The organism is Actinoplanes sp. NPDC051346 (assembly GCF_040682215.1).
Lineage (GTDB): Bacteria > Actinomycetota > Actinomycetes > Mycobacteriales > Micromonosporaceae > Actinoplanes.
The window spans coordinates 167,586-190,274 of the sequence record NZ_JBFBAJ010000003.1; the positions used below are offsets into that span (position 1 = coordinate 167,586).

The window sequence follows — 22,689 nt, forward strand, 5'->3', positions numbered from 1 at the left end:
GGCGCTCACCGTAGCGAAGACGTGCGACATTCTCGGCCCCGCTCAGCACCGGGCAGGGGCGCCCGGCGACTAAGCTCAGGGAATGGGTGACCTGCTCGATGCCGATTCGGTACGCAACGCCGTGGCCGTCCTCGACGGCTGGGAGGGCAGCACCGACGCGATCGTCCGAACCGTGGGCCTGCGAAGTTTCCCCGCCGCGATCGCGGTCGTTGACCGGGTGGCGAAGATTGCCGAAGAGATGGACCACCACCCCGACATCGACATCCGCTGGCGCACGCTGACCTTCCGCTGCAGCACCCACTCGGTCGGCGGCGTGACGACCCGGGACATCGCCCTGGCCAACCGCATCGACCGAATCCTCGCCGACGCCTCGTAAACAGGAACCAACGCCTCGCAAGACAGTAATTGTCGCCTCGCGAGTAAGGCCCCGCGCGTCGCAGCGCGGGAAGCGACGCCCGAGGAGTAAGCGGGAAGCGCCGCTCGGGAAGCAAGCAGCAAGCGCCGCTCGGGAAGCAAGCAGCAAGCGCCGCTCGGGAAGCAAGCAGCAAGCGCCAGAGAGGCCACGCAGGGCGCTGGGTAAGTGCGGCACGAGGCGTCTTCGCGCTACAAACCGGCACGGACCACACCACCCTGATTCGCCGCTGCGCGCTTCCAGACGGCATGATGGCCGGGCAGCCGCACGCGTACCCATCCGGGAGGCCACGTGAGATTCGAGGTCAGCAAGGTCCTCGATGCCATCGAGGCGCGCCTCACCACCGATCCCGCTCTCGCGCGGGCCGTGGTCGATCTGTCGGAGATCGTCCGCTACGCGGATCTCGACGGCGGACGCCCGGCCAGCATGTTGCGGCTCGGCCTGGTCATCGACGCGCTCGGCCGGCATGTCGCCGAGGAGAACGTGCCGGTCTACGCGGTGGTGCCCCGGGGCCTGCTATCCGACGCCGACCTCACCTCGAACGAGCGCATGGTCGTGCGCCGCTGGGCCGATGACGGCGTGGTCGAGGTCGTGCCGCAGGTGGACGACCGGGTGTTCGAAGTCGCCGAACTGCTGGGGCTGCCCGTGCTCACGCGTGGCCGGGGCGAGCAGTTCCGGGATAGCCGCGGCTGGGTGGACGAGCCCGGACGCCTGCTCGCCGCCGTTCCCGGGGCGGGCGGTCCGGTGTTGGTCGCGCGGGTCGGGCGGGGTGAGGTGCCGGCCGTCGCCGAGCCGTCTCCGATGGGGCGCAAGCTGCTCTCCCGTGTCTGGGGCTGCCCCGAGTCCAACTGCAGCGCGTACGGTTCCGGCGGCGACCCGGACAGCCCGTTCGCCGACATGCGCAAGACGACGAGCCCGGTCGCGCAGGCGCCGCCGGCGTTGCGGTCCGGCGTGCCGACCTGCCCCCGGCACGGCACGCGGTTGCGCGACGCGGGTCCGCGTCCGGCCGTCGAGGTTCTTTCCGTACGCATCGACGGCATCGTCCGCAAGCGCTTCGTGGTCTCGACCGAGAACCCGGTCGTGGTGGGGCGGGCGCCCGAGGGTGGCGGGGTGATGCTCGGGCAGTGGTTGACCGACGACGCCCGCAAGTGGATCAGCCGGGGGCATGTCCGGCTGGCGCTGCGCAGCGGCGAGCTGAGCGCCCAGGACGTCAGCACCAACGGGACGGGCATCCGCCCGAACGGCTCCTTCGACGACGACCAGCGCATCACGCTGAACCGCGACGAGACGCGCGCGCTCGGCCCCACCGACGTGGTGGAGCTCTACGCGAACGTCTATGTGGGCCGCGCCAAGCTGTGGAACTCCGGCGGGGTGTCTCAGCCGCACTCGGTCATGTCCGACGCGCCCACCATGGCGATCCGCAAGTTCGAGCGGTAAGCGCCCGGAGTCGGACAGGCGACGGAAAGAACGCAGGCGACGGGAAGAGCGGCGGCCGATCAGGCCGCCGCCCCACCGCCCCCTCTCACAGGATCGCGGCCAGCTGGGCCAGCGCGTGGTCGAGATCCGCTTCCGTCACCGTCAGCGGCGGCGCGAGCCGGATCGTCGAACCGTGGGTGTCCTTGGCGAGCACGCCGCGGGCCGCGAGCCGTTCCACGGCCTGCCGTCCGGTCATCAGCTGCGGGTCGATGTCGACGCCGGCCCACAGGCCACGCCCGCGTACGGCCAGCACACCGCGCCCGATCAGGGCGTTCAGCCCCTCGTGCAGCCGCGCGCCGAGCTCGGCGGAGCGCTGCTGGAACTCGCCGGTCTCCAGGAGCTTGACCACCGCCGTGCCGACCGCGCAGGCGAGCGGGTTGCCACCGAACGTGGAGCCGTGCTCGCCGGGCTTGAGCACCCCGAGCACGTCCTTGTTCGCCGCGACCGCGGAGACGGGCACGATGCCGCCGCCGAGAGCCTTGCCGAGCAGGTACATGTCCGGAACGACGCCCTCGTGCTCGATCGCGAAGCTCTTACCCGTACGCCCGAGTCCGGACTGGATCTCGTCGGCGATGAACAGCACGTTGTTCTCGGTGCACAGCTCCCGGACGCCGGCGAAGTAGCCCGCGGGCGGGACCAGAACGCCGGCCTCACCCTGGATGGGCTCGAGCAGGACGGCGACCGTGTTCGGGGTGATCGCCGCGGCGAGCGCGTCGCGGTCACCGTACGGAACAATTTTGAAGCCCGGGGTGTACGGCCCGAACTCGTTGCGCGCGTCCGCGTCCGTCGAGAAGCTGATGATCGTCGTGGTGCGGCCGTGGAAGTTGTCCGCCGCGACGATGATCTCGGCCTGGCCGTCGGGCACGCCCTTGACCTGGTAGCCCCACTTGCGCGCGACCTTGATGCCGGTTTCCACGGCCTCGGCGCCGGTGTTCATCGGCAGCACGAGTTCCTTGTCGCACAGGGCGGCGAGGCGCTGGCAGAACTCCGCGAACTGGTCGTGCACGAACGCGCGGCTGGTCAGGGTGAGCCGGTCGAGCTGCGCGTGGGCGGCGGCGATGAGGCCGGGGTGCCGGTGCCCGAAGTTCAGCGCCGAGTAGCCGGCGAGGAAGTCCAGGTAGCGCTTGCCGTCGACGTCGGTCACCCAGGCGCCCTCGGCGTCGGAGATCACCACGGGCAGCGGGTGGTAGTTGTGCGCCGTCCAACGCTCGGCGTCCGCGAGCGCTCCGGGCGTACGCATATCAAGATCAGTCATCGTCTTCCTCCGTTGTCCGTGCCTTCCCGGCCCTCGGTGCGGCCGGCTCCGGCCGCCGCCGAGAGCGGCTTGGTGCAGTCAGTCACGACCGGACCACCAGGGTGCAGCACTTCGGTCCGCCGCCGGCCTTGCGCAGCTCGCTCACGTCGACCCCGACCGTCTGGTAGCCGGCGGCCTGCAGTGCCGCCGTCAGCGCGGTGGCCTGTACCGGCAGGACCACGGTACGGCCGTCGCTGACCGCGTTGAGCCCCAGCACCTCGGCATCGGCCGGGGTGGCGATGACCGCGTTCGGGAACAGGCGGCGAAGCACCGCCTGGGAACCCGGCGAGAACGCGGACGGCAGGTAAGCGACATTACGCTCGTCGAGCACGCAGAGAGCGGTATCCAGGTGGTAATACGCCGGGTCGACCAGCTGAAGCGTGATCACGGGGCGGCCGAAGACCTCCTGGGTCTGCGCGTGCGCGGCGTGCGAGGTGCGGAAGCCCGTACCCGCGAGCAGCACGTCGCCGGCGAGCAAGATGTCGCCTTCGCCCTCGTTCGTGTGCTTCGAGTCGAAAACCTCGAAGCCCGCGTTGGCGAACCACGCCTTGTAGGCGGGCGCCTCGTCGGCGCGCTCGGCGTCGCGGAACTGCACGGCGAGCACCTTGCCGTCGACCACGGTGGCGCCGTTGGCGGCGAAGACCATGTCGGGCAGGCCGGGCAGCGGGTCGATCAGGTCGACGGTGTGGCCCAGGTCGAGGAACGTCTGCCGCAGGTTCTCCCACTGGCGGACGGCCAGCGCGCTGTCGTACGGCGCCGTCGGGTCCATCCACGGATTGATCCGGTACGTGACGGCGAAGTGGGTGGGCCGGCACATCAGGTACCGGCGCGGGGCAGCAGTCGTCATGCCCGAAACGCTATGCGCGAAGCCCCTGCGTAAGCCCCCGATAGGTCTTGCGCACGGCGGCGAATCGTTGCGTGATCAGCCGTGGCCGCGAAGATTCGTTGCACACGCCTCAAAGGCGGCTCGCGGAGTCGCCGAAGGGTTCGTCGCATACGCGTCGGGGGCGGCGCACCGCCGCCCCCGCACAAACGTTGCGGTTCCGCTCCGGGCCGATCGACGGTGGTCGCCGGTCGGTGTAGTTCCGCACTGTCCGGCGCACCGCCGGATGATTTCGGGGCGGGACGGCTGATGACCGTCCCGGTTCCGAGGGGGTACCGGCGGCGCATCGCCGCCGGTGAATGTCATATACCCGTCAGAAGCGGGTCGCAAACTGTGAGTCGAGCCACTGGCGAAGATCGCTGACCGGCTGCATGTCGGTGCCCAACCAGGAGAGCGACCCGGTGAGGGCCAGAATGCCGACAACGATCGCGGTCAGGGCCAGCACCATGCCGATCAGCGCGTCGGTCTTGCCGGCGACGTGCCGCCTGCCCGTAGCCCTGATTCCGGCGATCGCCAGGACCAGCGCCAGCCCGGCGACACCGATGCCGTAACCGAGCAGTGGGCCGGAGAGCACCAGCAGGGCGCCGGCCACACCGGTGATCAGCGCGAACGTGGCGAGCAGGCTGGCCCGCGGCTTGGGGCCGGCGGCGACCGGCGGTCCGGCGGGCCGGTCGTCCCGCTCGGCGAGACGTTCGGCAGCGGTGCTCTCGCCGGGACCACGCGGAGTGGGAGTGCGGCCGGCAAGGTCGCGATCGGAACGATCGGGAACGGTGCGGTCGGGAACAGTGTGGTCGGGAACAGTGTGGTCGGGAACGGCGCGATCCGCGACAGTGCGGTCGGGGTCGGCGGTCGCGCGGCCAGTCGCGGTCGGAGCGGAGTCGGAACCGGAGCCGGTGGGTGCGTCTTTGGGGGTATCGGTGCGCGCGGCCACCGGCGCGCGGTGTTCGGTTTCGGTGGCGGTATGGGACTGCCGGGAGAACGTCGGAATCCTCACGTCAGCACCTCCTTCGAACCTTCGGGGATAGGCACGGCTATACCCCGAGGACCGCGAAGACACACCGGACCGGCGCGGGCGGTGAATGCCGAACGGGCGCGCGGTCATCCGCGCGCCCGTTCGGGTGGGACGGTCAGACCAGTGCGGTCGTCGCCGTGACGTCGGCGGCCTTGGCGATGACGTGGTCGACGATGCCGTAGTCCTTCGCTTCCTGGGCGGTGAACCAGCGGTCCCGGTCGGAGTCGGTGTTGATCTCCTCGGGGGTGTGGCCGGTGTGGAAGGCGATCCGCTCGTTCATCACCTTCTTGATGTGCAGCATGCTCTCGGCCTGGATGGCGATGTCGGCCGCGGTGCCGCCGATGCCGCCGGAGAGCTGGTGCATCATCACCCGGGCGTGGGGCAGGGCGTACCGCTTGCCGGGCGTGCCGGCGCAGAGCAGGAACTGTCCCATGGAGGCGGCCATGCCCATGGCGATGGTCGCCACGTCGTTCTTGATGTACTGCATCGTGTCGTACACAGCCATGCCCGCGCTGATCGAACCGCCCGGCGAGTTGATGTAGAGGGCGATGTCCTTCTCGCTGTCGGCGGAGGCGAGCAGGAGCATCTGGGCGCAGATGCGGTTGGTCACCTCGTCGTTGACCTCACTGCCGAGGAAGATGATGCGCTCTCGGAGCAGCCGCTCGAAGACCTGGTCGTCAAAGGATGCGCCACCCGCCCGCATCACGAAGTCGTCAACACTCATGGACCCACCCTCTCGCACGAGCCGGGCGGGTGCGCACCCACCCGGCATCAGACCTCTCCTACCTTCCCCGGTAACGACCGCCACGCCCAGCGATTCCCCTGAGGGCGAAAGGCGAATGATCCCCACCTGTCGCCGTCAGCCGGACGAGGAGGCGCGGCGGGCCGTCCAGTCCGTACTCAACGGGTGCGGTCGGGGGCCGTGCTCGTCGATCCACGCGTCGATGTGGGCCCACCAGTCGTACAGCCAGGCGATCCGCTCGGCCTCGCCCGCCGGGATCTCCTCCGGCGGCACGCTCCAGAAGCGCATCACGAGTTGCTTGTCCATGGGCAGCTCGCGCCAGACGTCCGCCACGGTCAGCATCTTGTCCAGGCCGGTGTGTGCCACGAAGATGACGCCGGCGTCGGGGGCGGCGTCGATCGCCGAGAGCAGGCCTCCCGGTTTGGGCGGGAGGACGTTGCGCAGGCCTTCCGCGCGCACCGCCATGTCTTCCAGGCCGCGGTCGCGGAGGCGGGCGATGGCCCGCACGCGGCGGCGCGGGGTGAAGTTGCCGCCCTCGGGGAAGATGACGAACGCGTCGTTGTGGTCCAGGCCGTTCGCCAGCGCTCCGACCTCTTTCTCCAGGTCGGTGGCGCCGGGGCGGCCCGGGGAGATGAACCTGTTGGGCAGGCGGTTCAGCAGGACGTCCACGGCGGGGTCCCATTGCAGGGCGGCCTTGAGGACGATGCGCGGCTCCCGCTCGAACCAGTTGACGAGGGCGTGGATCAGGATGAACGAGTCGCCCGGGCCGGCGTGCCGGCTGACCACGATCTCCGGGCGGCCGGGCATGCCCGTGTCGGGGTCGGTGCCCACGACGTCGATGCTCAGGTGCAGCGACCACTTGGCCACCCAGAACAGGGCCTGGAGGAATCGACCGGTCAGCACATAGTGGGCACGCTGGAAGGCGGGCGTACGGATTTTCCAGCCGAACCCGGATCCCACCCAGAGGGCCGCGAGGCTGATCAGGGCCGCCGCGTCCCAGGCGAGGTAGAAGATCGCCAGAAAGGCCAGGCGCGGCAGGCGGAGGTGGCCGGGGGCCAGCGGCGACGCCGCGACGGCGATCAGGAGCCAGACGGGCAGCGTGGTCAGCAGGAAGATCGCCAGGAAGACCACCAGCGGCGCGATGACCAGGCGGCGCACCCAGGGCGGCGGCAGCATCAGGCGCCGCCGCTCGGTGGCGGGAGGACGTTGGCCGCGAGGTAGCGCCGGGTGGCCGTGTAGGCGCGGCTGATGCGGCGCCCGGCCGCGGCCATGTCGCGGTAGGCCCACGGGAGATCGTCGCGGCTGTCGCCGCCGCCGGTCGGTAGGACGTGCACTTCCACATCGTCGGGCAGCGAGGCAAGCTCGCGGGCGAAGCGGTGGCGGCGGGCGATCTCGAAGGCCACCTGGGCCACCTCCCACGGCCGTCGGGGCACGGACAGCGGCCGCTCGATGCGCCCGACCTGAAGGACGAAGATCAGTTTCGCCCCGACCCGCACCGCCTCGCCGATCGGGATCGAGTTGACGATGCCGCCGTCGACGAAGTGCTCACCGGCGATCTCCATCGGAGGCAGCAGCCCCGGCACGGCCGACGAGGCGAGCACGGCGTCGACGAGCTGTCCGCTGTCGAACCAGTGCTCGGCGGCCCGCTCGATGCTCGCGGCGCAGCATCGGAAGGGCACCTTGAGATCGGCGAAGGTCGCCTGCTCGCCCAGCTCGGCGCCGAGCAGGCGGCGCAGGGGCAGGGGCGAGTGCAGATGCGTCCGCGCGGCGAACCGCCGGAGCTGGCGGGCGATCGAGTCCCCGTAGACCTCGGCGGCCTCGGGCGAGGCCCAGAGCCGGACCAGCCGGTCGGTGACCGCCTCGCTGGGGTCGGCGGCGACGAGCGCGCCGTTGACGGCGCCGATCGACGTGCCCACGACCACGTCGGGCCGGTGGCCGGCGCGGAAGAGCGCCCGCAGCATGCCGACCTGCACGGCGCCGAGGACTCCACCTCCACCCAGCACGAACGCGACCGGCCTCATGCTGCCCATCGTTCCACGCCGGAAGCGGCCGAAGCGGATATCCACCGGCCGGAATGATCTGGATCGCAGCGCGGACCCGGCGGTGGTCCGACATCGACGCGGACCACCGCCGTCCCGCAGCCATTCAGCCCAGGCCGTTGAGGAAGGGCTCGTGGGAATTCCTGAACTCCCACCCGTAGAACTTGTCCCAGTTGATCGACCACGTCATGAGACCTCGGAAGGCGGGGTTGGTGCCGCCGCGAAGCGTGTAGCCGCCACAGTTGGTGCCCTTGACCAGGCAGTTCACCGCCTGCTGTACGCCCGCCGGCGCCACGTACCCATTTCCGGCGCTGACCGACGAGGGGGCGCCGAAGGCGACCTGGTCCTCACGCAAGGCCGGGAAGACCTGGGCGGCGTTGCCCGCCACCGGGAAGCCCGCGAGCAGCATGTCCGTCATGGCGATGTGGAAGTCCGCCCCGCCCATGCTGTGGTACTGGCCGTCCAGGCCCATGATCGGACCACTGTTGTAGTCCTGGACGTGCAGCACCGTCAGGTCGTCGCGCATCGCGTGGATGACCGGCAGGTACGAGCCCGCGCGCGGGTCCTGGCCACCCCACGGCCCCGAGCCGTAGTACTGGTAGCCGAGCTGCACGAAGAACGTTTCCGGCGCCATCGTCAGCACGAAGCCCGCGCCGTACCGTGCCTTCAGCGATTTGAGGGCCGCGATGAGATTGACGATGACCGGCGTGGTCGGGTTCTTGAAGTCGATGTCGCCGGCGTTCAGCGACAGCGAGTGGCCCTCGAAGTCGATGTCGACGCCGTCCAGGCCGTACCGGTCGATGATGGCGCTCACCGAGTGGACGAATGCGTCGCGGGCGGCCGTGGTGGTGAGCTGCACCTGGCCGTTGGCGCCGCCGATCGACAGCAGCACCTTCTTGCCCGCCGCACGCTTGGCGGCGATGGCGGCGCGGAATTCCGCTTCGCTCTCCACGCCGGGGCACTCGGTGGCCGGACACAGGGCGAAGCGGATGTCGCCGGAGGTGGCCGAGGTCGGTTCGCCGAACGCGAGGTTGATGATGTCCCAGTCGGCCGGCACGTCGGCCATCCGCAGATATCCGGATCCGTTGGCGAAGCTGGCGTGCAGGTAGCCGATGAGCGCGTGCTTCGGCAGCCCGGTCGGCGGGATGGTGGTAGGCGGTGTGGTCGGCGGGGTCGTGGGTGGAGTGGTCGGGGGCGTGGTGGGCGGGGTCGTGGGTGGCGTGGTCGGTGGGGTCGTGCCGCCGCACATCCCGGTGTCGGCCCAGACGTCCCACTGACCACTGTGGGTCGCCGGGCTCTCGTTCTGGGTCCACCACTTCGCCGTGAAATTACGGCCGGACTGCGAAGCGGTCATGTCCTTGGTGTAAACCGCGCTCGCGCTCCACGCCGGCGCACAGCCGGCGGCGGCGCTCGCGGACGAGGCGAGGTGGATGACGAAACCGGAGGTGGCGAGCAGGAGAGTCGCGGCGAGGAGCGGGGATCGGCGCATGGGGGATGGCCTCCACGTCGGTATATCGACAGTTGGCCAATTATTAGGACTATTAACTGATTCTGTCCAGGGCCGGCGCGAGTTCCGCGTACGGATCGAGGGGGCGTCCGATGCGCTCCAGCATGTCCGCCAGCACCAGCCACACCTGCGCCGCGAGCCATTCGTTCAGCGACTCGATGTCGAGGTCGTCACGGTGGTCGAACCACCAGATGACGCCGGCGTCGACCATCCCGATGACGCTCGCGACCACGTGGTCGGGCGGGCGCAGGTCGTAGCCGGCGGCGCGCAGATAGGCCACCGCGGCGTCAGTGAGCTCGGGAACGGCCCGCGCGGGCTGCAACCGTACGCGGAAGCGGTAAAGGTTTGGATGGTCGACCGCCCAGCGCAGGACCCGACCGATGACGCCGCGGATCACCTCCGGTGGCGTTCCCCGGGCCGTCAGGGACGGACGGATCCAGGCGCTGAGCAGCCTGCTGGCGTAGCTGGCGACCTCCTGATCGAGGTCGTCCTTGCCGGTGAAGTGCCGGTAGACATGGGGACGCGGCAGGCCGGCGCGATCCGCCACCGCGCCCAGGCCGGCGTCGCAGCCCAACTCCTCGATGGCCAGCACGGCGGCATCGACGATCTCCTGGCGTCGGCGGGCTCGCGCGTCACCGGCCCGCGCTTCCCGGCGGGCGGCAATCGTGTCGCGCTTCGCCCCCGCCTCGCCCATCCGGCAACTCTATCTGGTACAGCCTGTACCCGAAACTGGGTACAGCCTGTACCGTGAGCGCATGCCCAGATCTCTGCCCGGCCCCATCGACGCCGAACGCCTGCGGGAGGTGCTCGACGGTCGCTGGGCGCACGTCCGGAAGGCGGCCCGCGCGCGCATCGGCGACCAGTTCGCCCCCGTGTACGGCGAAACCACCGAGCAGGCCCGCGACCGGATCAGCCGCCTGCTCAAGGACCTCCCCGCCGACCTCGGCATCGCGGCGGCCTTCCCCGTCGAGTACGGCGGCGCGGCCGATCCCGGCGCGGCCATGGTCGGCGGCGAGATGCTCGCCCACATCGACCTGTCGCTGATGGTGAAGGCCGGCGTGCAATGGGGACTGTTCGGCGGCGCGGTGGTGGCCCTGGGCACCCGGCGGCATCACGACGCCTACCTGCGCGACATCATCTCGGCCGACCTGATGGGCTGCTTCGCCATGACGGAGACCGGCCACGGCTCCGACGTCCAGCAGCTGCGCACCACCTGCACGTACGACCCCGGGACGCAGACCTTCGACCTGCACACCCCGCACCAGGCGGCCCGCAAGGACTACATCGGCAACGCGGCCCGCGACGGCCGGATGGCGGTGGTCTTCGCCCAGCTCATCACCCAGGGCCACAACCACGGCGTCCACGCCTGGCTGGTGCCGATCCGCGACGGCGACGGTGCCGCGATGCCCGGTGTGACCATCGGCGACGCCGGTCCCAAGGCCGGACTGCTCGGTGTGGACAACGGCCGGCTGACCTTCGACCACGTGACGGTCCCCCGGGAGATGCTGCTCGACCGCTACGGCCAGGTCGCCCCCGACGGCGCCTACACCAGCTCGATCCCGGGCGACACCCGCCGCTTCTTCACCATGCTGGGCGCCCTGGTCCGCGGCCGGGTCGCCGTCGGCGGCGCGGCCTCCTCGGCCACCAAGAGCGCGCTGACGATCGCCATCCGCTACGGCGACATCCGCCGCCAGTTCGCGGAGCCCGGCGCGGAGCGCGAAATCGTCCTCAACGACTACCTGGCGCATCAACGCAAGCTCCTGCCGGCGCTGGCCAGGACCTACGCGTTGCACTTCGCTCAGGAGGAGCTGGTCGGCGCGCTGCACGACGTACAGACGGCGACGAGTCCGGTCGACGACCATCGGCAGCGGGAGCTCGAGTCCCGGGCGGCCGGTCTCAAGGCCGCGCACACGTGGCATGCCACCCGGACCATCCAGGCCTGTCGCGAGGCCTGCGGCGGCGCGGGCTATCTGGCGGAGAACCGGCTGCCGGCGCTGAAGGCCGACACCGACGTCTTCACGACCTTCGAGGGCGACAACACCGTCCTGCTGCAACTGGTCGCCAAGGGCCTGCTCACCGGCTACCGGGACGCGTTCGGCTCACTCGACGGCTGGGGACGGGCGACGTTCGTCGCCGACCAGGTGCGCGAGGTGGTGCTGGAGCGTACGGCGGCCCGATCCCTGATCCAGCGGCTGGTCAGTGCCGTGCCCGGCCGCGACGAGGAGATCGCGCTCAGCGACCGCGGCTGGCAGCTGCGGATGTTCGAGGACCGGGAGAAGCACCTGCTGGAGAGCGCGATCCGGCGGTTGCGCGGCGGCTCGGCCACGAAGAAGGACCGCCCGTTCGACATCTTCAACGACGTGCAGGACCACGTGCTGAAGACCGCCACCGCGCACATCGACCGGGTGGCCCTAGAGGCGATGGTCGCGGGCGTCGAGCGCACCACCGACCCGGCCGCGAAGGAACTGCTCGCCCGGGTCTGCGACCTCTACGCGCTGAGCACCATCGAGTCCGACAAGGGTTGGTTCCTCGAGCACGGGCGGCTCACCCCGACCCGGTCCAAGGCCATCACCGCCATGGTCAACGACCTGCTCAAGGAGCTGCGCCCGGCGATGGGCACGCTGGTCGACGGGTTCGGCATCCCGGACGAGTGGCTGAACTGCGCGATCCTCCGCGAGGAGGCCGACCGCCAGGAGGCCATGGCCGCCCACGACGCCGAACTGCGTGCCGCGCCCATTCGGGCCTCGCAGGACGTTCTCACCGGCCCGGAGGTTCTTCCGGGCCAGTGAGGCTGGGCGGGTTACCGCTTGACCGCGCGGTCCAGCCAGCCGTCGCCGTCGTCGTCGAACATGCGTTCCTCGAAGGTGCCGTCATGGTTGTTGTCGTAGTCGGCGTAGTCGACCCGGCGGTCGAGGTCCTTGTCGACGCCGACGAAGTCGGTCTTTCCGTCGCCGTTGAGGTCGACCAGGATCTCGACGCCACCGCCGGCGCGACCGCGGTAGGTCGCCTCGTCGACCCGGCCGTCGCCGTCCGCGTCGACCGGGATGGCGTATCCCTTCGGCGCCCGCAGCTCCTCGGCCTGCGCGCGACCGTGCGGCAGGTCACCCGCGCCGAACCCGCTGCGCGGCGCGTCGCCGAAGCCCTCGACGGACGGCGGCTCGACGGCCGCCTCCGTGACCCGGCCGGCCGCCGCACCGAAAGCCGACCATGGGCTCGCGCCGTGCGTGCCCGGACCGATGCCGGCCACGCCGTCGGCGGGCACCGCCGCGGCGGGCGGGCCGGCCGGCGATCCGACGCTGTCGGTGAGAGCACCGATGCCGGCGAAGGAACCGAAGATCCCGAAGGTGCTGGACTTGCTGACCCGGTCCTCGACCACGGCCTGCGAGGCCCCCGCGTCCGCCGCGACCTGTTGGCGCAGCAACGCGACCTCGTCGGCGTCCAGGGCATAGCCGGCCAGCGCGTCACCCGGGTCGCGGGCGAGGTGGGCTTGGAAGGCCGGGTCGACGAGCAACCGCTCGAGCACGGCGTCGAAATCGCTCATGTGCCCAAGTTAAGCGGCGCTGTCCACCCCGGCCATCCCACGGTCAGTCCAGTTCTGGCATGGCGACTGGCTGAGGGCGCGGGTGGCACGTGCCGCACTGCACCGCGTCCTCCACCACGAGCGCCTCGGCCCGGTCCCGGCTGGCCGAGCGGCTGACCTGCAGCAGGTACGGACCGAACCGGGCGTGGTCCTCACAGACGCCGCGTCCACAGAACCGGCAACTGCCACGCGCCGCCTTAGCGCAAAAGAAACAGAGCACAGATCATCCAATCACGTCTGGTGGGTCCGGGGGGTCCGAGGGTGACGACGGCGGAGTCGAGGGCGGCCGCGACGACGGCGGGTTCGAGGGCGGGTTCGAGGGCGGGTTAGACGACGGCGGAGTCGAGGGCGGCCGCGACGACGTCGGCGGCGCGGTGGGCCGGGTGGTCGGCGGCCGGACGGTGGGCCGCGTCGTCGTGTCCTCGGTCGGCTGCGGCCGGACCGGTGGCACCGGCGTGATCGGGTCGAACGTCGGCTGCGGCACGGGCGTGGTCTCCGTGGGCGTCGGGCTCGGCGTCTCCTCGGACGGCTCCTCGGACGGCTCGTCCGACGGCGTCTGGCTGGGCGACCCGGCCGGTGGCTCCACCGGGACACCGTCACCACAGCTCAGCGACGTCGTGTCGGCCATGGCCGGGGTGCCGGCGACGTAGACCCGGCCGGTGGCGACGCTGACAGAGCCAGGGTCGACCGCGAACCACGCCGCGCCGTTGTTGGTGACGTCGCCGACGCCCGTGCGAGTCACGGTCAGGCTGAGCGGCTCGTACGCCCCACTCGTACTGCCCGTGTCGGCGAGCACCCGCCCGGCCCGCACGTTGAGCGAGCCGTGCGGCACCCGGGTGCGCCCGGATTCGGTGATGAGCTCGCCGACCTCGACCTGCGTACCCGCGCAGAGCAGGGCCGCCGAGCCGCCCTGGAAGGTCAGCCGCCCGGAGGACTTGTCCGAGACCTTGACGCCCGCGCCCCGGGGGACGTAGCGGCGGTCGCCCTCGGCGAGGCGCACGGTCTGCCCGTCGATCGTGGCGGTCACCGTGCCCCGGTCGGAGGTGAGCAGGGCCCGGTCGGTCGGCATCTCGGCCCAGGCCGCGCCCGGTGCGAGGTTCATGCCGGTCAGCAGGAGCGAGAGCAGGAGCAGCAGCAGGACGAGCCACCACATGCGCCGCTCGAAGCGGCGGTCCACCTCGGGGTCGTCGGTGCCGTCCGGCGGGCCGGGCGGCACCGCGAGCGGTGGGTAGACGCCTTCGGAGTGCACGCCGTTGGCGGTCTCGCCGCGGCCCGACCCCGGCCCGGTCATCCGGGTGGGGGCTCCCAGCAGCGGCGGGAGTTCGGCGGCGTCGGGAATGACCCACAACCGGGTGGGCGTGCGCGCCTGCGCCACCTCGCCCGGGCTGCCGTCCCCGACCGGGCCGATGAGCGTGCCGCGGCGCAGCTCGACCCCGTCCGCCATGGCGATCACGCCGGACTCGACCACGACCGCGTGGGTCGGGCCGGGCAGCACGACCGGGGCGCCGGGCTCGAGGTCGACGGGGTGCGCCGAGGAGATCAACGCGAGGCGCTCGTCCCCGGCCAGCGAGGCCAGGGCCGGCGTGTCGGCGAAGAGCGCCTCCGCCTCGGCCCGGTCGGCCGGCGGAGGGCCCGGCAGCGGTCCGACGACGGTCGCGACGGTCGCCGTCGGCAGGGACAACAGCGTGGTGCCCGCCGTGTGCCAGTCCAGCGACGGAACTCGGCCGGTGAGCGCGGTGGCCAGCCCGACGACGCCGCCGGCGCCGACGTGACGGCGGATCGTGCCGCCGGGGTCACCGGGCTTACGGGCCTGCATCGCACCGTCGACGACGACGTACACGGCCTGCTGCGCGCCGCCCGCCAGCATCATCGGGGTGCCGGACGGCGGACGCAGCCAGTGGGCGTGCGCGGCGAGGTCCGCCAGCGCTCCCTCACTCAGACCGGCCAGGTGGGAGTTGCGCAGGGCGGCGAGCCGCCGCGGGGCGTCCGCCTCGCGTTCCTTCTCGATCGCCCGGACACGCGCCCGCCGCCACCAGCCGGCGAGCGCCTTGGCCGCCAGGTGGATCAGCGGCGCGCAGAGCCCGCTCACGACCAGGACGAGCAGCGTCTTGCCGCCGACGCCGCTGTGCCACAGGCCGGTGACGAGGCCCGTCACCCGATCGGCCCAGATTCGGTACGCGAGGTTCACCGCGATCGCCAACCACAGCACCGCGAGGATGCCGTAGAGGGCGACGAGCCGGCCTTCCCTGTCCAGCCCGCCCCACGCCGGCGGGCGCCCGCGCAGCCGGCTGAACACCCAGGCGAGACCTCGCCCGCGCAGGTTCGGAATCTCCAGCCAGTCCATCAGCAGGTAGTAGCCGTCCAGCGCCAGGAGCGGGTTGAGGTTGAACAGCGCGTTCAGATACCAGGCGAAGGCCAGCTTGAAGGCGAGCGGGCCCAACGCCGGGACGGCGAGGCCGATGAGTTGCATGGAGCCGGCCAGGACCAGACCGGTCGCGGGGCCGGCCGCGGTGACGAGCATGCGCGCCCGCCGCCCGGCCATCCACACGTCGGTGGTGTCCACGAACACCGACGGGATGCCGAAGTAGACCAGGAAACCGGCGGCGGGCACCTCCCGTCCGGCGTGCTTGGTCGCGAGGGCGTGGCCGAGCTCGTGACTGGCCAGGGCGAGCACGTTGAGCAGCAGCAGGACGATCGCGCCGAGCAGGTACGACCCGCCGGTCAGGAAGACCGCCTGGCTTCCCCGCCACCACGTGGCCACGAACAGGGCGATGCCGGTCAGCGCGAGCAGCGCCATCACGATCGCGGCCGCCCTGGTGAAGAGCAGCCGGCCGCCGCCGCGGTAGAGCGCGGTGATGGCCCTGTCGACGTCGACGACGAGCATCCTGCGCCCGCGCGCGGCCGCGAGCAGCTGGCTACCGACCCGCTGCGGCAATGGCTTGCGGTCGAGCTCCTGCAACGGCCGGAAGGCGTCCACCGGAAGCTCGTCGAGCATGCGGTTGCCGGCCAGGTCGGCGACGACGCGTCGCACCTGGTCGGGCGCGAGCCGTCCGGCGATGCGGGCGAACTCGGCGACCAGACGGGCGACCGTGTGCGTGCCGTCCATCAGCTGCGCGAGCTGCCACTCCTCCGGGGTCAGCCGGAGGTAGCAGGCGCGACCGCTGTAATCGGGAGAGCGCAGCATGACGTACGGAGCGCCGCGCACGCTCATCAGCTCGACGGCCTCGATCCCCGCGCGCAGCACGGGCCGGGCGCGCGCCGGGTTGAGCCGGTCGACGACCGCGCCCCACAGGCCGGGATCGGCGGGACCGAGCGGTTCACCTGGCGCACGCCCGGCTAGGGCTTCCCAGACGCTCATCCGGGTTTCGACGTAGGTCACTCGGCTCGGCCTTCCACTCCTGCTATGGCGATAGGAGAGTAGGCGGTTTGCCCGGCCTAACGCGAGCCCCTGATTTGACCTACGACGCTAGATAAGCGCGCAGAGTGGACAAAATACTGCGGTGGGTAGCCGTGACCAACCCCCTTGGTCACGACCACCCACCGACTGGGGAGGCGGTGCCGGCCCGATGGCCCGAGCGGCACCACGTGGGCTCGCGAGGTCAGGAGGCCTCGGCCAGCGTGGCGCTGACCTTCTGCTCCTGTCCGTTGCGGGTGAACGTGATGGCGACGCTGTCGCCGACCTTGCCGGCCTGGATGATCGCCACGAGGTCATCGGAGTCGTTGATCGGCTTTCCGTTCACCGACTTGATGACGTCGCCCTGCTCCAGCCCGGCCTTCGCCGCCGCGCTGTTCGGGCTGACCAGGCTGACCAGGGCGCCGCCGCCCTCGGCCGCGTTGACGCTGACGCCCAGCGCCGGGTGGCTGACCTTCTCGCCCTTCATCAGGGCCTTGGCGACGGCCGTCGCCTTGTCGCTCGGGATCGCGAAGCCCAGGCCGATGTTGCCGGAGCTGGTGCCCGAGGTGGCGATGGCCGAGTTGATGCCGATTACATGCCCGTTGGTATTGACCAGCGCGCCGCCCGAGTTGCCCGGGTTGATCGGGGCGTCGGTCTGCAACAGGCCGGACATCGAGGTCGCGCCCGACGACTGCTGTTGCTGCTGCCCGCCGAACGGGTTCTGCGGCGTCTGCTCCTGGCCACCGGCGCGGATGGTGCGGTCCTTGGCGCTGATGATGCCCTCGGTCACCGACCCCTCCAGGCCCAGCGGGCTGCCCAGCGCGAGCACGGTGTCACCCACCCGCATGTCGGCGCTGGACCCGAACGTGGCGGGCTTGAGGCCGTCGACACCCTCGACCTTGACCACGGCCAGGTCCGTACGCGGATCGGTGCCGGTGACCGTGCCCTTCGCCTGCTTGCCGTTCGCGAAGACGACCGTGACCCCGGTGCTCTGGGCGTTGGCGACCACGTGGTTGTTGGTGACGATGAAGCCCTCGCCGTTGAGCACGACGCCGGAGCCCTCGCCGCTCTGCGTCGTGATCGAGACGACGCTGTCCTTCACCGCGGCGACGATCTGCGCGAGCGAGGAGCGGTCGATGACCTGTGTTACCGCGGCGTCGCTGCTCTTCACCGTGGCCGTGCCGTTGTTGTCGACCAGAGCGAGCGCGGTGGCGGCGCCGACGCCACCCGCACCGAGGGCGATCGCGACGGCGGCGGCCACCCCGGCGACGGTCCGGCGGGCGCGGCCGGCGCGCGCCGGGTCACGCTGCGGCTCGGTGCCGACGGCGCTCGCCCAGATCGGGGCGCTGGGGGCGCCGTTCCAATGCCCCTCGGTGGCCGGCTGGGGCTGACCCGGGTGCGGCGGGTACTGCTGACCGGGGTACGGCTGCTGCCACGGCGAGCCGGCCCACTGCCCGGGCTGCCCCATGCCCGGCTGCGGCACGCCGGGGTGCGGCGGAGCGGGATGCGCCGGAGTGGACGGCGCGGGAGCGGGCGGCGCCGGAGCGGGCGATGCGGAGTGGGGCTGGCCGGGCTGGGGCTGGTGCTGGCCGGGCTGGGGCTGCCAGGACGCCGGCGGGTTCAGCGCGGGCTGCTGAACCGTCGTGTCGGACTCTCCCCGCTCCGGGCTGCTGCCTGCGGAAGAGGCGTCCACGGGCCGGTGCGACGGCTCCTCGGGCGAGGAGTGCTCGTGCGGCGGGTTGGTCTCGGGCTCGTTCATAGGATCAACATTGCCCTGAAGCGCTCCGACAGACCTGTGTTCGCCCTGAACGTTTTCTGTGAATGCCGAACCGTCGGAAAGATCAGGATTCGTCGGGAACGAGGGCGGGCAGGGACACCCGGAACGTGGCGCCTTCGCCGGGTTCGCTGACGACCTCCACGGTGCCGTGGTGGGCCCGTACGATCGCTGCCACGATGGCCAGGCCGAGGCCCGTGCCGGTGGCCTCCCGGTCGGTGCGCCGGGTCCGCGCCTCGTCCACCCGGTAGAACCGCTCGAAGACGTGTTCGCGCTGCTCGGGCTTGAGCCCGGGGCCGGTGTCGGCGATCTCGATCACCACCTGGTCGCCCGGCGCGGTCAGCAGTGACAGCGTCACGGAGGCCTCCGGCGGCGTGTGCACGAGGGCGTTGGTCATGAGGTTGCCGATGACCTGCCGCAGGCGCGCGTCGTCCCCGTACGCGATCAGCCGCTCCGGCTCGTCGCGCATGTCGATCTCGATCCTCCGGTCGGGCGCGGTGACCTGTGCGGCGTGCACGGCGTCCAGCGCGAGCACAGGAAGCTCCACCGGTGCGAGGGTGACCGGTCGCTCCCGGTCCAGCCGGGCGAGCAGCAGCAGATCCTCCACGAGCAGGCCCATGCGGGCGGCCTCGTCCTCGATCCGGCGCAGGATGCGGGCCGTGTCCTCGGGTGCGGCCACCGCGCCCTGGCGGTAGAGCTCGGCGAACCCGCGGATCGACGTCAGCGGCGTCCGCAACTCGTGCGAGGCGTCCGCGATGAACTGCCGCATCTTCAACTCGGAACGCACCGCCCGCGCCTCGGAGGCGCGGGCGGCCTCGGCGGCGTCGCGGGCCTGCGACTCGGCGGCCCGGGCGGCGGTCTCGGACAGGGCGCGGGCGGTGAAGGCCGCTTCGATCTGGGCGAGCATCGCGTTCAGCGCCCGGGACAGCCGGCCCAGCTCGGTCTGCGGCTCCCCCTCGTCGGGCTCGGGGTCCGGCACCCGCTGGGTGAGGTCCCCGGCCGCGATGGCCGCGGCTGTGCGCTCGATCTGCAACAGCGGGATCAGGCTCTGCCGGACGATGGCGGCGCCGATCGCGGCGAGGGCGAAGAGCACCCCGGCCCCGACGAGCACGTCCACCCAGATGAGTCGCGAGATCGCGTCGTCGATCCCGACCAGCCGCTGCCCGACGTGCAGCACCGACCCGTCCACGTAGGTGATCAGCATCCGCCAGTGGACCTGGCCGTCGGCGGAGCTCACCGTGTACGGCTGGTCGACGTGCCGGTTGACGACGTCGAGCCCCTTGACCAGGGGCGGGAGCTGCGAGCGCTGGAGCGACGGATCGTACTTCTCGTCCTGTGGGTTGCCGACGCCGTCGACCGTGGTCAGGTTGTAGTAGTAGTCGGCGGGCAGGATGATCGATACGTTGGGAGGCCGCTCGTCGACCAGCTCGGTGAACCGCCAGAGCTGCGCGTCCAGGCGGCCGATCATGTAGCTGTGCAGCGCGTACGTGCTGGCGGCGCTGATCAGGGTGAGCGCGGCGAAGACCAGGACGAGCACGGCCGCGACCAGCTTGGTGCGCAGGGGCACGCGGCGGAGCCCGGTCTGCAGCGGGACGTGACCGCGGACCCGTTCGGTGAGGGTCACCGGTGGCTCAGGCCGCGGGTTTGCGCAGGACGTACCCGACGCCGCGGAGCGTGTGGATCAGGCGAGGCTGCACGTTGTCCACCTTGCGCCGCAGGTACGAGATGTACGACTCCACGATGTTGTCGTCGCCCCGGAAGTCGTACTTCCACACGTGGTCGAGTATCTGCGCCTTCGACAGCACCCGGTTGGCGTTGAGCATCAGGTAGCGCAACAGCTTGAACTCCGTCGGCGAGAGCTGCACGCGCTGGCCGGCGCGGTAGACCTCGTGCGTCTCCTCGTCGAGCTCGAGGTCGGCGAAGACCAGGCGCGAGGGCTCCTCGTCGCCGGCGTTGGTGCGGCGCAGCACGGCCCGGATGCGCGCCGTGAGCTCTTCCAGACTGAACGGCTTGGTCACGTAGTCGTCGCCGCCGAGGGTCAGGCCCCGGATCTTGTCGTCGGTGCCGTCGCGGGCGGTCAGGAAGACGACCGGCGTGCGGGCGCCGCCCTCGCGCATGAGCCGGATGACCTCGAAGCCGTCGAGGTCGGGCAGCATCACGTCGAGGACGACGAGGTCGGGGGTGGCGCTCTTGGCCGCGCTCACGGCGGCGCTGCCGCTGGTCGCGGTGCTGACGTCGAACCCGGCGAAACGCAGGCTGGCGGAGAGCAGCTCGAGGATGTTCGCGTCGTCCTCGACGACGAGAAGCTTCGCCTCGCTCTGCTTGCCCTGGGTCTGTGTGGCGGCCATGGGCACCATCTTCACGCAGATCGCTGCGCCGTCGCTGCACGCCGCCTGAAAGTTTTCTGTGAGCCCGCTAGGCGGCAAGATCGAAGGTCGTCGCCCGGATTCCGGCGGAGACCTGCGCCGCCCGGGCCAGGAACCGCCGGTCGGCGCCCGGCTCGGGACGCAACGCCGGGCTGCCGACGAGGGTCACGGTCAGCCCCCGCAGGGCCGCTACCCGGCGTACCGAGAACGTCGTGCCCTCCGGAAAGGCCGCGACCGAGCGACCGGCCCGCAGCGCCGCGGCGACCTCCGCCACCGTCTCCGGCAGGCGCCTCGGCCGGTCCCGGTCGACGAAGATCGCTCCCGCCGCCCGCGCCATCGCACCCACCAACGGCCAACCGCGGACCTCGCGCTTCGCGACCAGCGTGACCGGCGCCACGGCCAGCAACGCCAGCACGTCGAGCCAGGACACGTGGTTGGCGACGAGCAAGCTGCCCGTGTGCGGCGTGCGTCCGCGCCAGACCAACCGCACCCCCAGGGCCGCGAGCAGACCGCGGGCCACCGTCCGGATCGCGCGGCCACGCAGCAGCGGCACCAGGACCAATCCCCCGATAAGTACGGCGGCGGCCGCACCCAACCGCAACACCGTGGCGACCCCGCTCACGGCCTCGTCCCCGCCCGGCCGGCACCTCGGCCCGCACGACGACACCGGCTGCCAGCTCATCGGGTCGCTCCCAGGAAGTGCCGCCGGTAACGGGCGTCCATCCGGTCCATGCAGAACAGCACGTAGAAGTCGGCGCAGTCGAAGTCCGGGTCGTACGCCGGCTCGCCGCACACCCAGCTCCCCAACCGCAGGTAACCCTTGAGCAGCGGCGGTGGCTGCACTCGGGGGTCCCCGACGAGCGTGGTCCGGGCGAGCCAGCTCCGGCGCGGCCGCACCCGCAGTGCCGGCGGGGACAGGTGCTTGTCGCGTACCCGCGCCCAGACGCCCGCGGCGGTGTGCCCGCCATCGGCGAGCGGCACCGAGGCACAACCGCCCAGCCAGCGCAGGTTGTGCAGATGCATGTAGCGGGCGATGCCGGCCCACATCAGGTTGACCACCGCGCCGGAGCGGTGGTCGGGGTGCACGCAGGACCGGCCGGTCTCCACGAGCTGGTCCCGCCGGGGGCTCAGTTGGCTCATGACGAACTCGCCGTCGCCGTAGCGGCGCCCGGCGCGCTCGGCGGCCCGGGGCGTCAGCATCCGGTAGGTGCCGACCACGTCGCCGGTCGCGTCGTCGCGCACGATCAGGTGGTCACAGAACTCGTCGAACTCGTCGCGGTCCCGCCCGTCGGGCGTGGCCCCCCGCAGGGTGGCGCCGAGCTCGGTGGCGAAGACGTCGTGGCGCAGGCGCTGCGCGGCCGCGACCTGGGCGGGGTCGTCGGCGATGAGAAGCGAATAGCCGCTGGTCCCGGTGGGTGCGGCGGCGGTCATCAATACCGTCATGAGATCTGTGTAAGGCTCGCGATTGCCGGGTGCGTAGCGCACCGGGTGGCGGCGGATGGCCGGTAAGTGAACGCATTGTCGTACCGACGTGAGATGGTCTGGCCATGCTGATCCCCGCCCGCTTCAACGGTCCTCCCGGTTCCGGCAACGGCGGCTTTTCCGCAGGCACCTTCGCCGTCGAGGCCGGCGCGGGCGCCGACGGCCGGGCGTTCGAGGTGACCCTGCGCGTGCCGCCGCCGCTGGAGACCCCGCTGATCCTGTCGGGCACCAAGGTGCTCGATCCGGCGGGCACGCTCGTCGCCGAGGTGACGCCGGATGCCGACGCCGGCCCGGGGGTGCCGAGCGCGGCTCCCGCCGACGCGGGCCCCTACCCGGGTTTCGCGGAGCATCCGTTCCCCGGCTGCTACGTCTGCGGACCGGAGCACCCCGGCGGCTTGCGCATCTTTCCCGGCCCGCTGCCGGACGGACGGATGGCGGCCGCGTGGGAGGTCCCGCCGGACGTCACCGTGGCGACGATGTGGGCGGCGCTCGACTGCCCGGGCGGCTGGTCCGCGCTGCAGACCGGCCGCGTCTTCGTGCTCGGCCGGATCACCGTGGCGGTCGACGCCCTGCCCGCGCCGGGCGACCGGTGCGTGGTCGTCGGGGCCCCGGTGAGCGCGGAGGGCCGCAAGGCCGTGGTCGATTCGACGGTGTATGCCCCAGACGGCGCGCGGCTCGCCCGCGGACGGGCCACCTGGATCGCGGTAAAACCGGTAAGTTGATCTATT

Annotated in this window: 19 protein-coding genes; 4 read left to right on the forward strand and 15 right to left on the reverse strand. The window is 71.5% G+C overall.

Going from position 1 to position 22,689, the window contains the following annotated elements:
- Positions 1 to 82 precede the first annotated feature (82 nt).
- Positions 83 to 376, forward strand: coding sequence for a 4a-hydroxytetrahydrobiopterin dehydratase (locus AB0M36_RS09120; RefSeq protein WP_364154693.1), 294 nt, complete (start codon positions 83 to 85; stop codon positions 374 to 376).
- A gap of 327 nt (positions 377 to 703) precedes the next feature.
- Entirely contained in the window at positions 704 to 1,849 is a 1,146-nt protein-coding gene (locus tag AB0M36_RS09125) for an FHA domain-containing protein (protein ID WP_364154695.1), read from the forward strand.
- 85 nt (positions 1,850 to 1,934) lie between these two features.
- Here the strand turns inward: AB0M36_RS09125 and rocD are convergent, their stop codons facing one another.
- The 8 genes from rocD to AB0M36_RS09165 all read right to left on the reverse strand — a co-directional run bounded on the left by rocD (position 1,935) and on the right by AB0M36_RS09165 (position 10,059).
- Positions 1,935 to 3,143: an ornithine--oxo-acid transaminase gene (gene rocD / locus AB0M36_RS09130; RefSeq protein ID WP_364154698.1), complete on the reverse strand. Its 1,209-nt coding sequence runs from the start codon at positions 3,141 to 3,143 to the stop codon at positions 1,935 to 1,937.
- A gap of 82 nt (positions 3,144 to 3,225) precedes the next feature.
- Positions 3,226 to 4,029 (reverse strand): dimethylargininase, encoded by an 804-nt coding sequence (ddaH, locus tag AB0M36_RS09135; RefSeq protein ID WP_364154701.1) that lies wholly within the window; start codon positions 4,027 to 4,029, stop codon positions 3,226 to 3,228.
- A gap of 349 nt (positions 4,030 to 4,378) precedes the next feature.
- Positions 4,379 to 5,059, reverse strand: coding sequence for a Yip1 family protein (locus AB0M36_RS09140; RefSeq protein WP_364154704.1), 681 nt, complete (start codon positions 5,057 to 5,059; stop codon positions 4,379 to 4,381).
- A 133-nt stretch (positions 5,060 to 5,192) separates the two neighbouring features.
- A complete protein-coding gene (locus AB0M36_RS09145) occupies positions 5,193 to 5,801 on the reverse strand; it encodes an ATP-dependent Clp protease proteolytic subunit (protein ID WP_364154706.1) in 609 nt (202 codons plus the stop codon).
- Positions 5,802 to 5,936: 135 nt separating this feature from the next.
- A complete protein-coding gene (locus tag AB0M36_RS09150; RefSeq protein ID WP_364155399.1) occupies positions 5,937 to 6,998 on the reverse strand; it encodes a 1-acyl-sn-glycerol-3-phosphate acyltransferase in 1,062 nt (353 codons plus the stop codon).
- Positions 6,995 to 7,840: a patatin-like phospholipase family protein gene (locus tag AB0M36_RS09155; protein WP_364154709.1), complete on the reverse strand. Its 846-nt coding sequence runs from the start codon at positions 7,838 to 7,840 to the stop codon at positions 6,995 to 6,997. The genes AB0M36_RS09150 and AB0M36_RS09155 overlap by 4 nt, the downstream gene beginning before the upstream one ends.
- Before the next feature lie 124 nt (positions 7,841 to 7,964).
- Complete coding sequence (locus AB0M36_RS09160) at positions 7,965 to 9,347, reverse strand: glycosyl hydrolase family 18 protein (RefSeq protein ID WP_364154712.1); 1,383 nt, start codon at positions 9,345 to 9,347, stop codon at positions 7,965 to 7,967.
- Positions 9,348 to 9,399: 52 nt separating this feature from the next.
- On the reverse strand, positions 9,400 to 10,059 hold the full coding sequence (locus AB0M36_RS09165) for a TetR/AcrR family transcriptional regulator (protein ID WP_364154715.1): 660 nt from the start codon (positions 10,057 to 10,059) through the stop codon (positions 9,400 to 9,402).
- 61 nt (positions 10,060 to 10,120) lie between these two features.
- Between AB0M36_RS09165 and AB0M36_RS09170 the strand changes: the two genes are divergently transcribed.
- Positions 10,121 to 12,154, forward strand: a complete 2,034-nt coding sequence (locus AB0M36_RS09170; protein ID WP_364154718.1) for an acyl-CoA dehydrogenase — start codon at positions 10,121 to 10,123, stop codon at positions 12,152 to 12,154.
- A gap of 11 nt (positions 12,155 to 12,165) precedes the next feature.
- Here AB0M36_RS09170 and AB0M36_RS09175 read toward each other — a convergent pair whose 3' ends face one another.
- From AB0M36_RS09175 to AB0M36_RS09205, 7 genes are all read right to left on the reverse strand, one after another.
- Positions 12,166 to 12,906, reverse strand: coding sequence for a hypothetical protein (locus AB0M36_RS09175; RefSeq protein ID WP_364154721.1), 741 nt, complete (start codon positions 12,904 to 12,906; stop codon positions 12,166 to 12,168).
- Between the two features lie 262 nt (positions 12,907 to 13,168).
- Positions 13,169 to 16,324 carry a M50 family metallopeptidase gene (locus AB0M36_RS09180; protein ID WP_364154723.1) on the reverse strand — a complete coding sequence of 1,052 codons (3,156 nt, stop codon included), beginning with the start codon at positions 16,322 to 16,324 and terminating at the stop codon, positions 13,169 to 13,171.
- Positions 16,325 to 16,544: 220 nt separating this feature from the next.
- Positions 16,545 to 18,098 carry a trypsin-like peptidase domain-containing protein gene (locus tag AB0M36_RS09185; protein WP_364154726.1) on the reverse strand — a complete coding sequence of 518 codons (1,554 nt, stop codon included), beginning with the start codon at positions 18,096 to 18,098 and terminating at the stop codon, positions 16,545 to 16,547.
- An 82-nt stretch (positions 18,099 to 18,180) separates the two neighbouring features.
- On the reverse strand, positions 18,181 to 19,737 hold the full coding sequence (locus AB0M36_RS09190; protein WP_364154729.1) for a HAMP domain-containing sensor histidine kinase: 1,557 nt from the start codon (positions 19,735 to 19,737) through the stop codon (positions 18,181 to 18,183).
- 7 nt (positions 19,738 to 19,744) lie between these two features.
- Complete coding sequence (locus AB0M36_RS09195) at positions 19,745 to 20,461, reverse strand: response regulator transcription factor (protein WP_364154731.1); 717 nt, start codon at positions 20,459 to 20,461, stop codon at positions 19,745 to 19,747.
- A 67-nt stretch (positions 20,462 to 20,528) separates the two neighbouring features.
- On the reverse strand, positions 20,529 to 21,161 hold the full coding sequence (locus AB0M36_RS09200; RefSeq protein WP_364154734.1) for a lysophospholipid acyltransferase family protein: 633 nt from the start codon (positions 21,159 to 21,161) through the stop codon (positions 20,529 to 20,531).
- Positions 21,158 to 21,922: a GNAT family N-acyltransferase gene (locus AB0M36_RS09205; RefSeq protein ID WP_364154737.1), complete on the reverse strand. Its 765-nt coding sequence runs from the start codon at positions 21,920 to 21,922 to the stop codon at positions 21,158 to 21,160. Before AB0M36_RS09205 ends, AB0M36_RS09200 begins: the two co-directional genes overlap by 4 nt.
- Positions 21,923 to 22,026: 104 nt before the next feature.
- On the opposite strand from AB0M36_RS09205, the gene AB0M36_RS09210 reads away from it, so the two are divergent.
- Positions 22,027 to 22,683, forward strand: a complete 657-nt coding sequence (locus AB0M36_RS09210; protein ID WP_364154739.1) for a hypothetical protein — start codon at positions 22,027 to 22,029, stop codon at positions 22,681 to 22,683.
- Positions 22,684 to 22,689 lie beyond the last annotated feature (6 nt).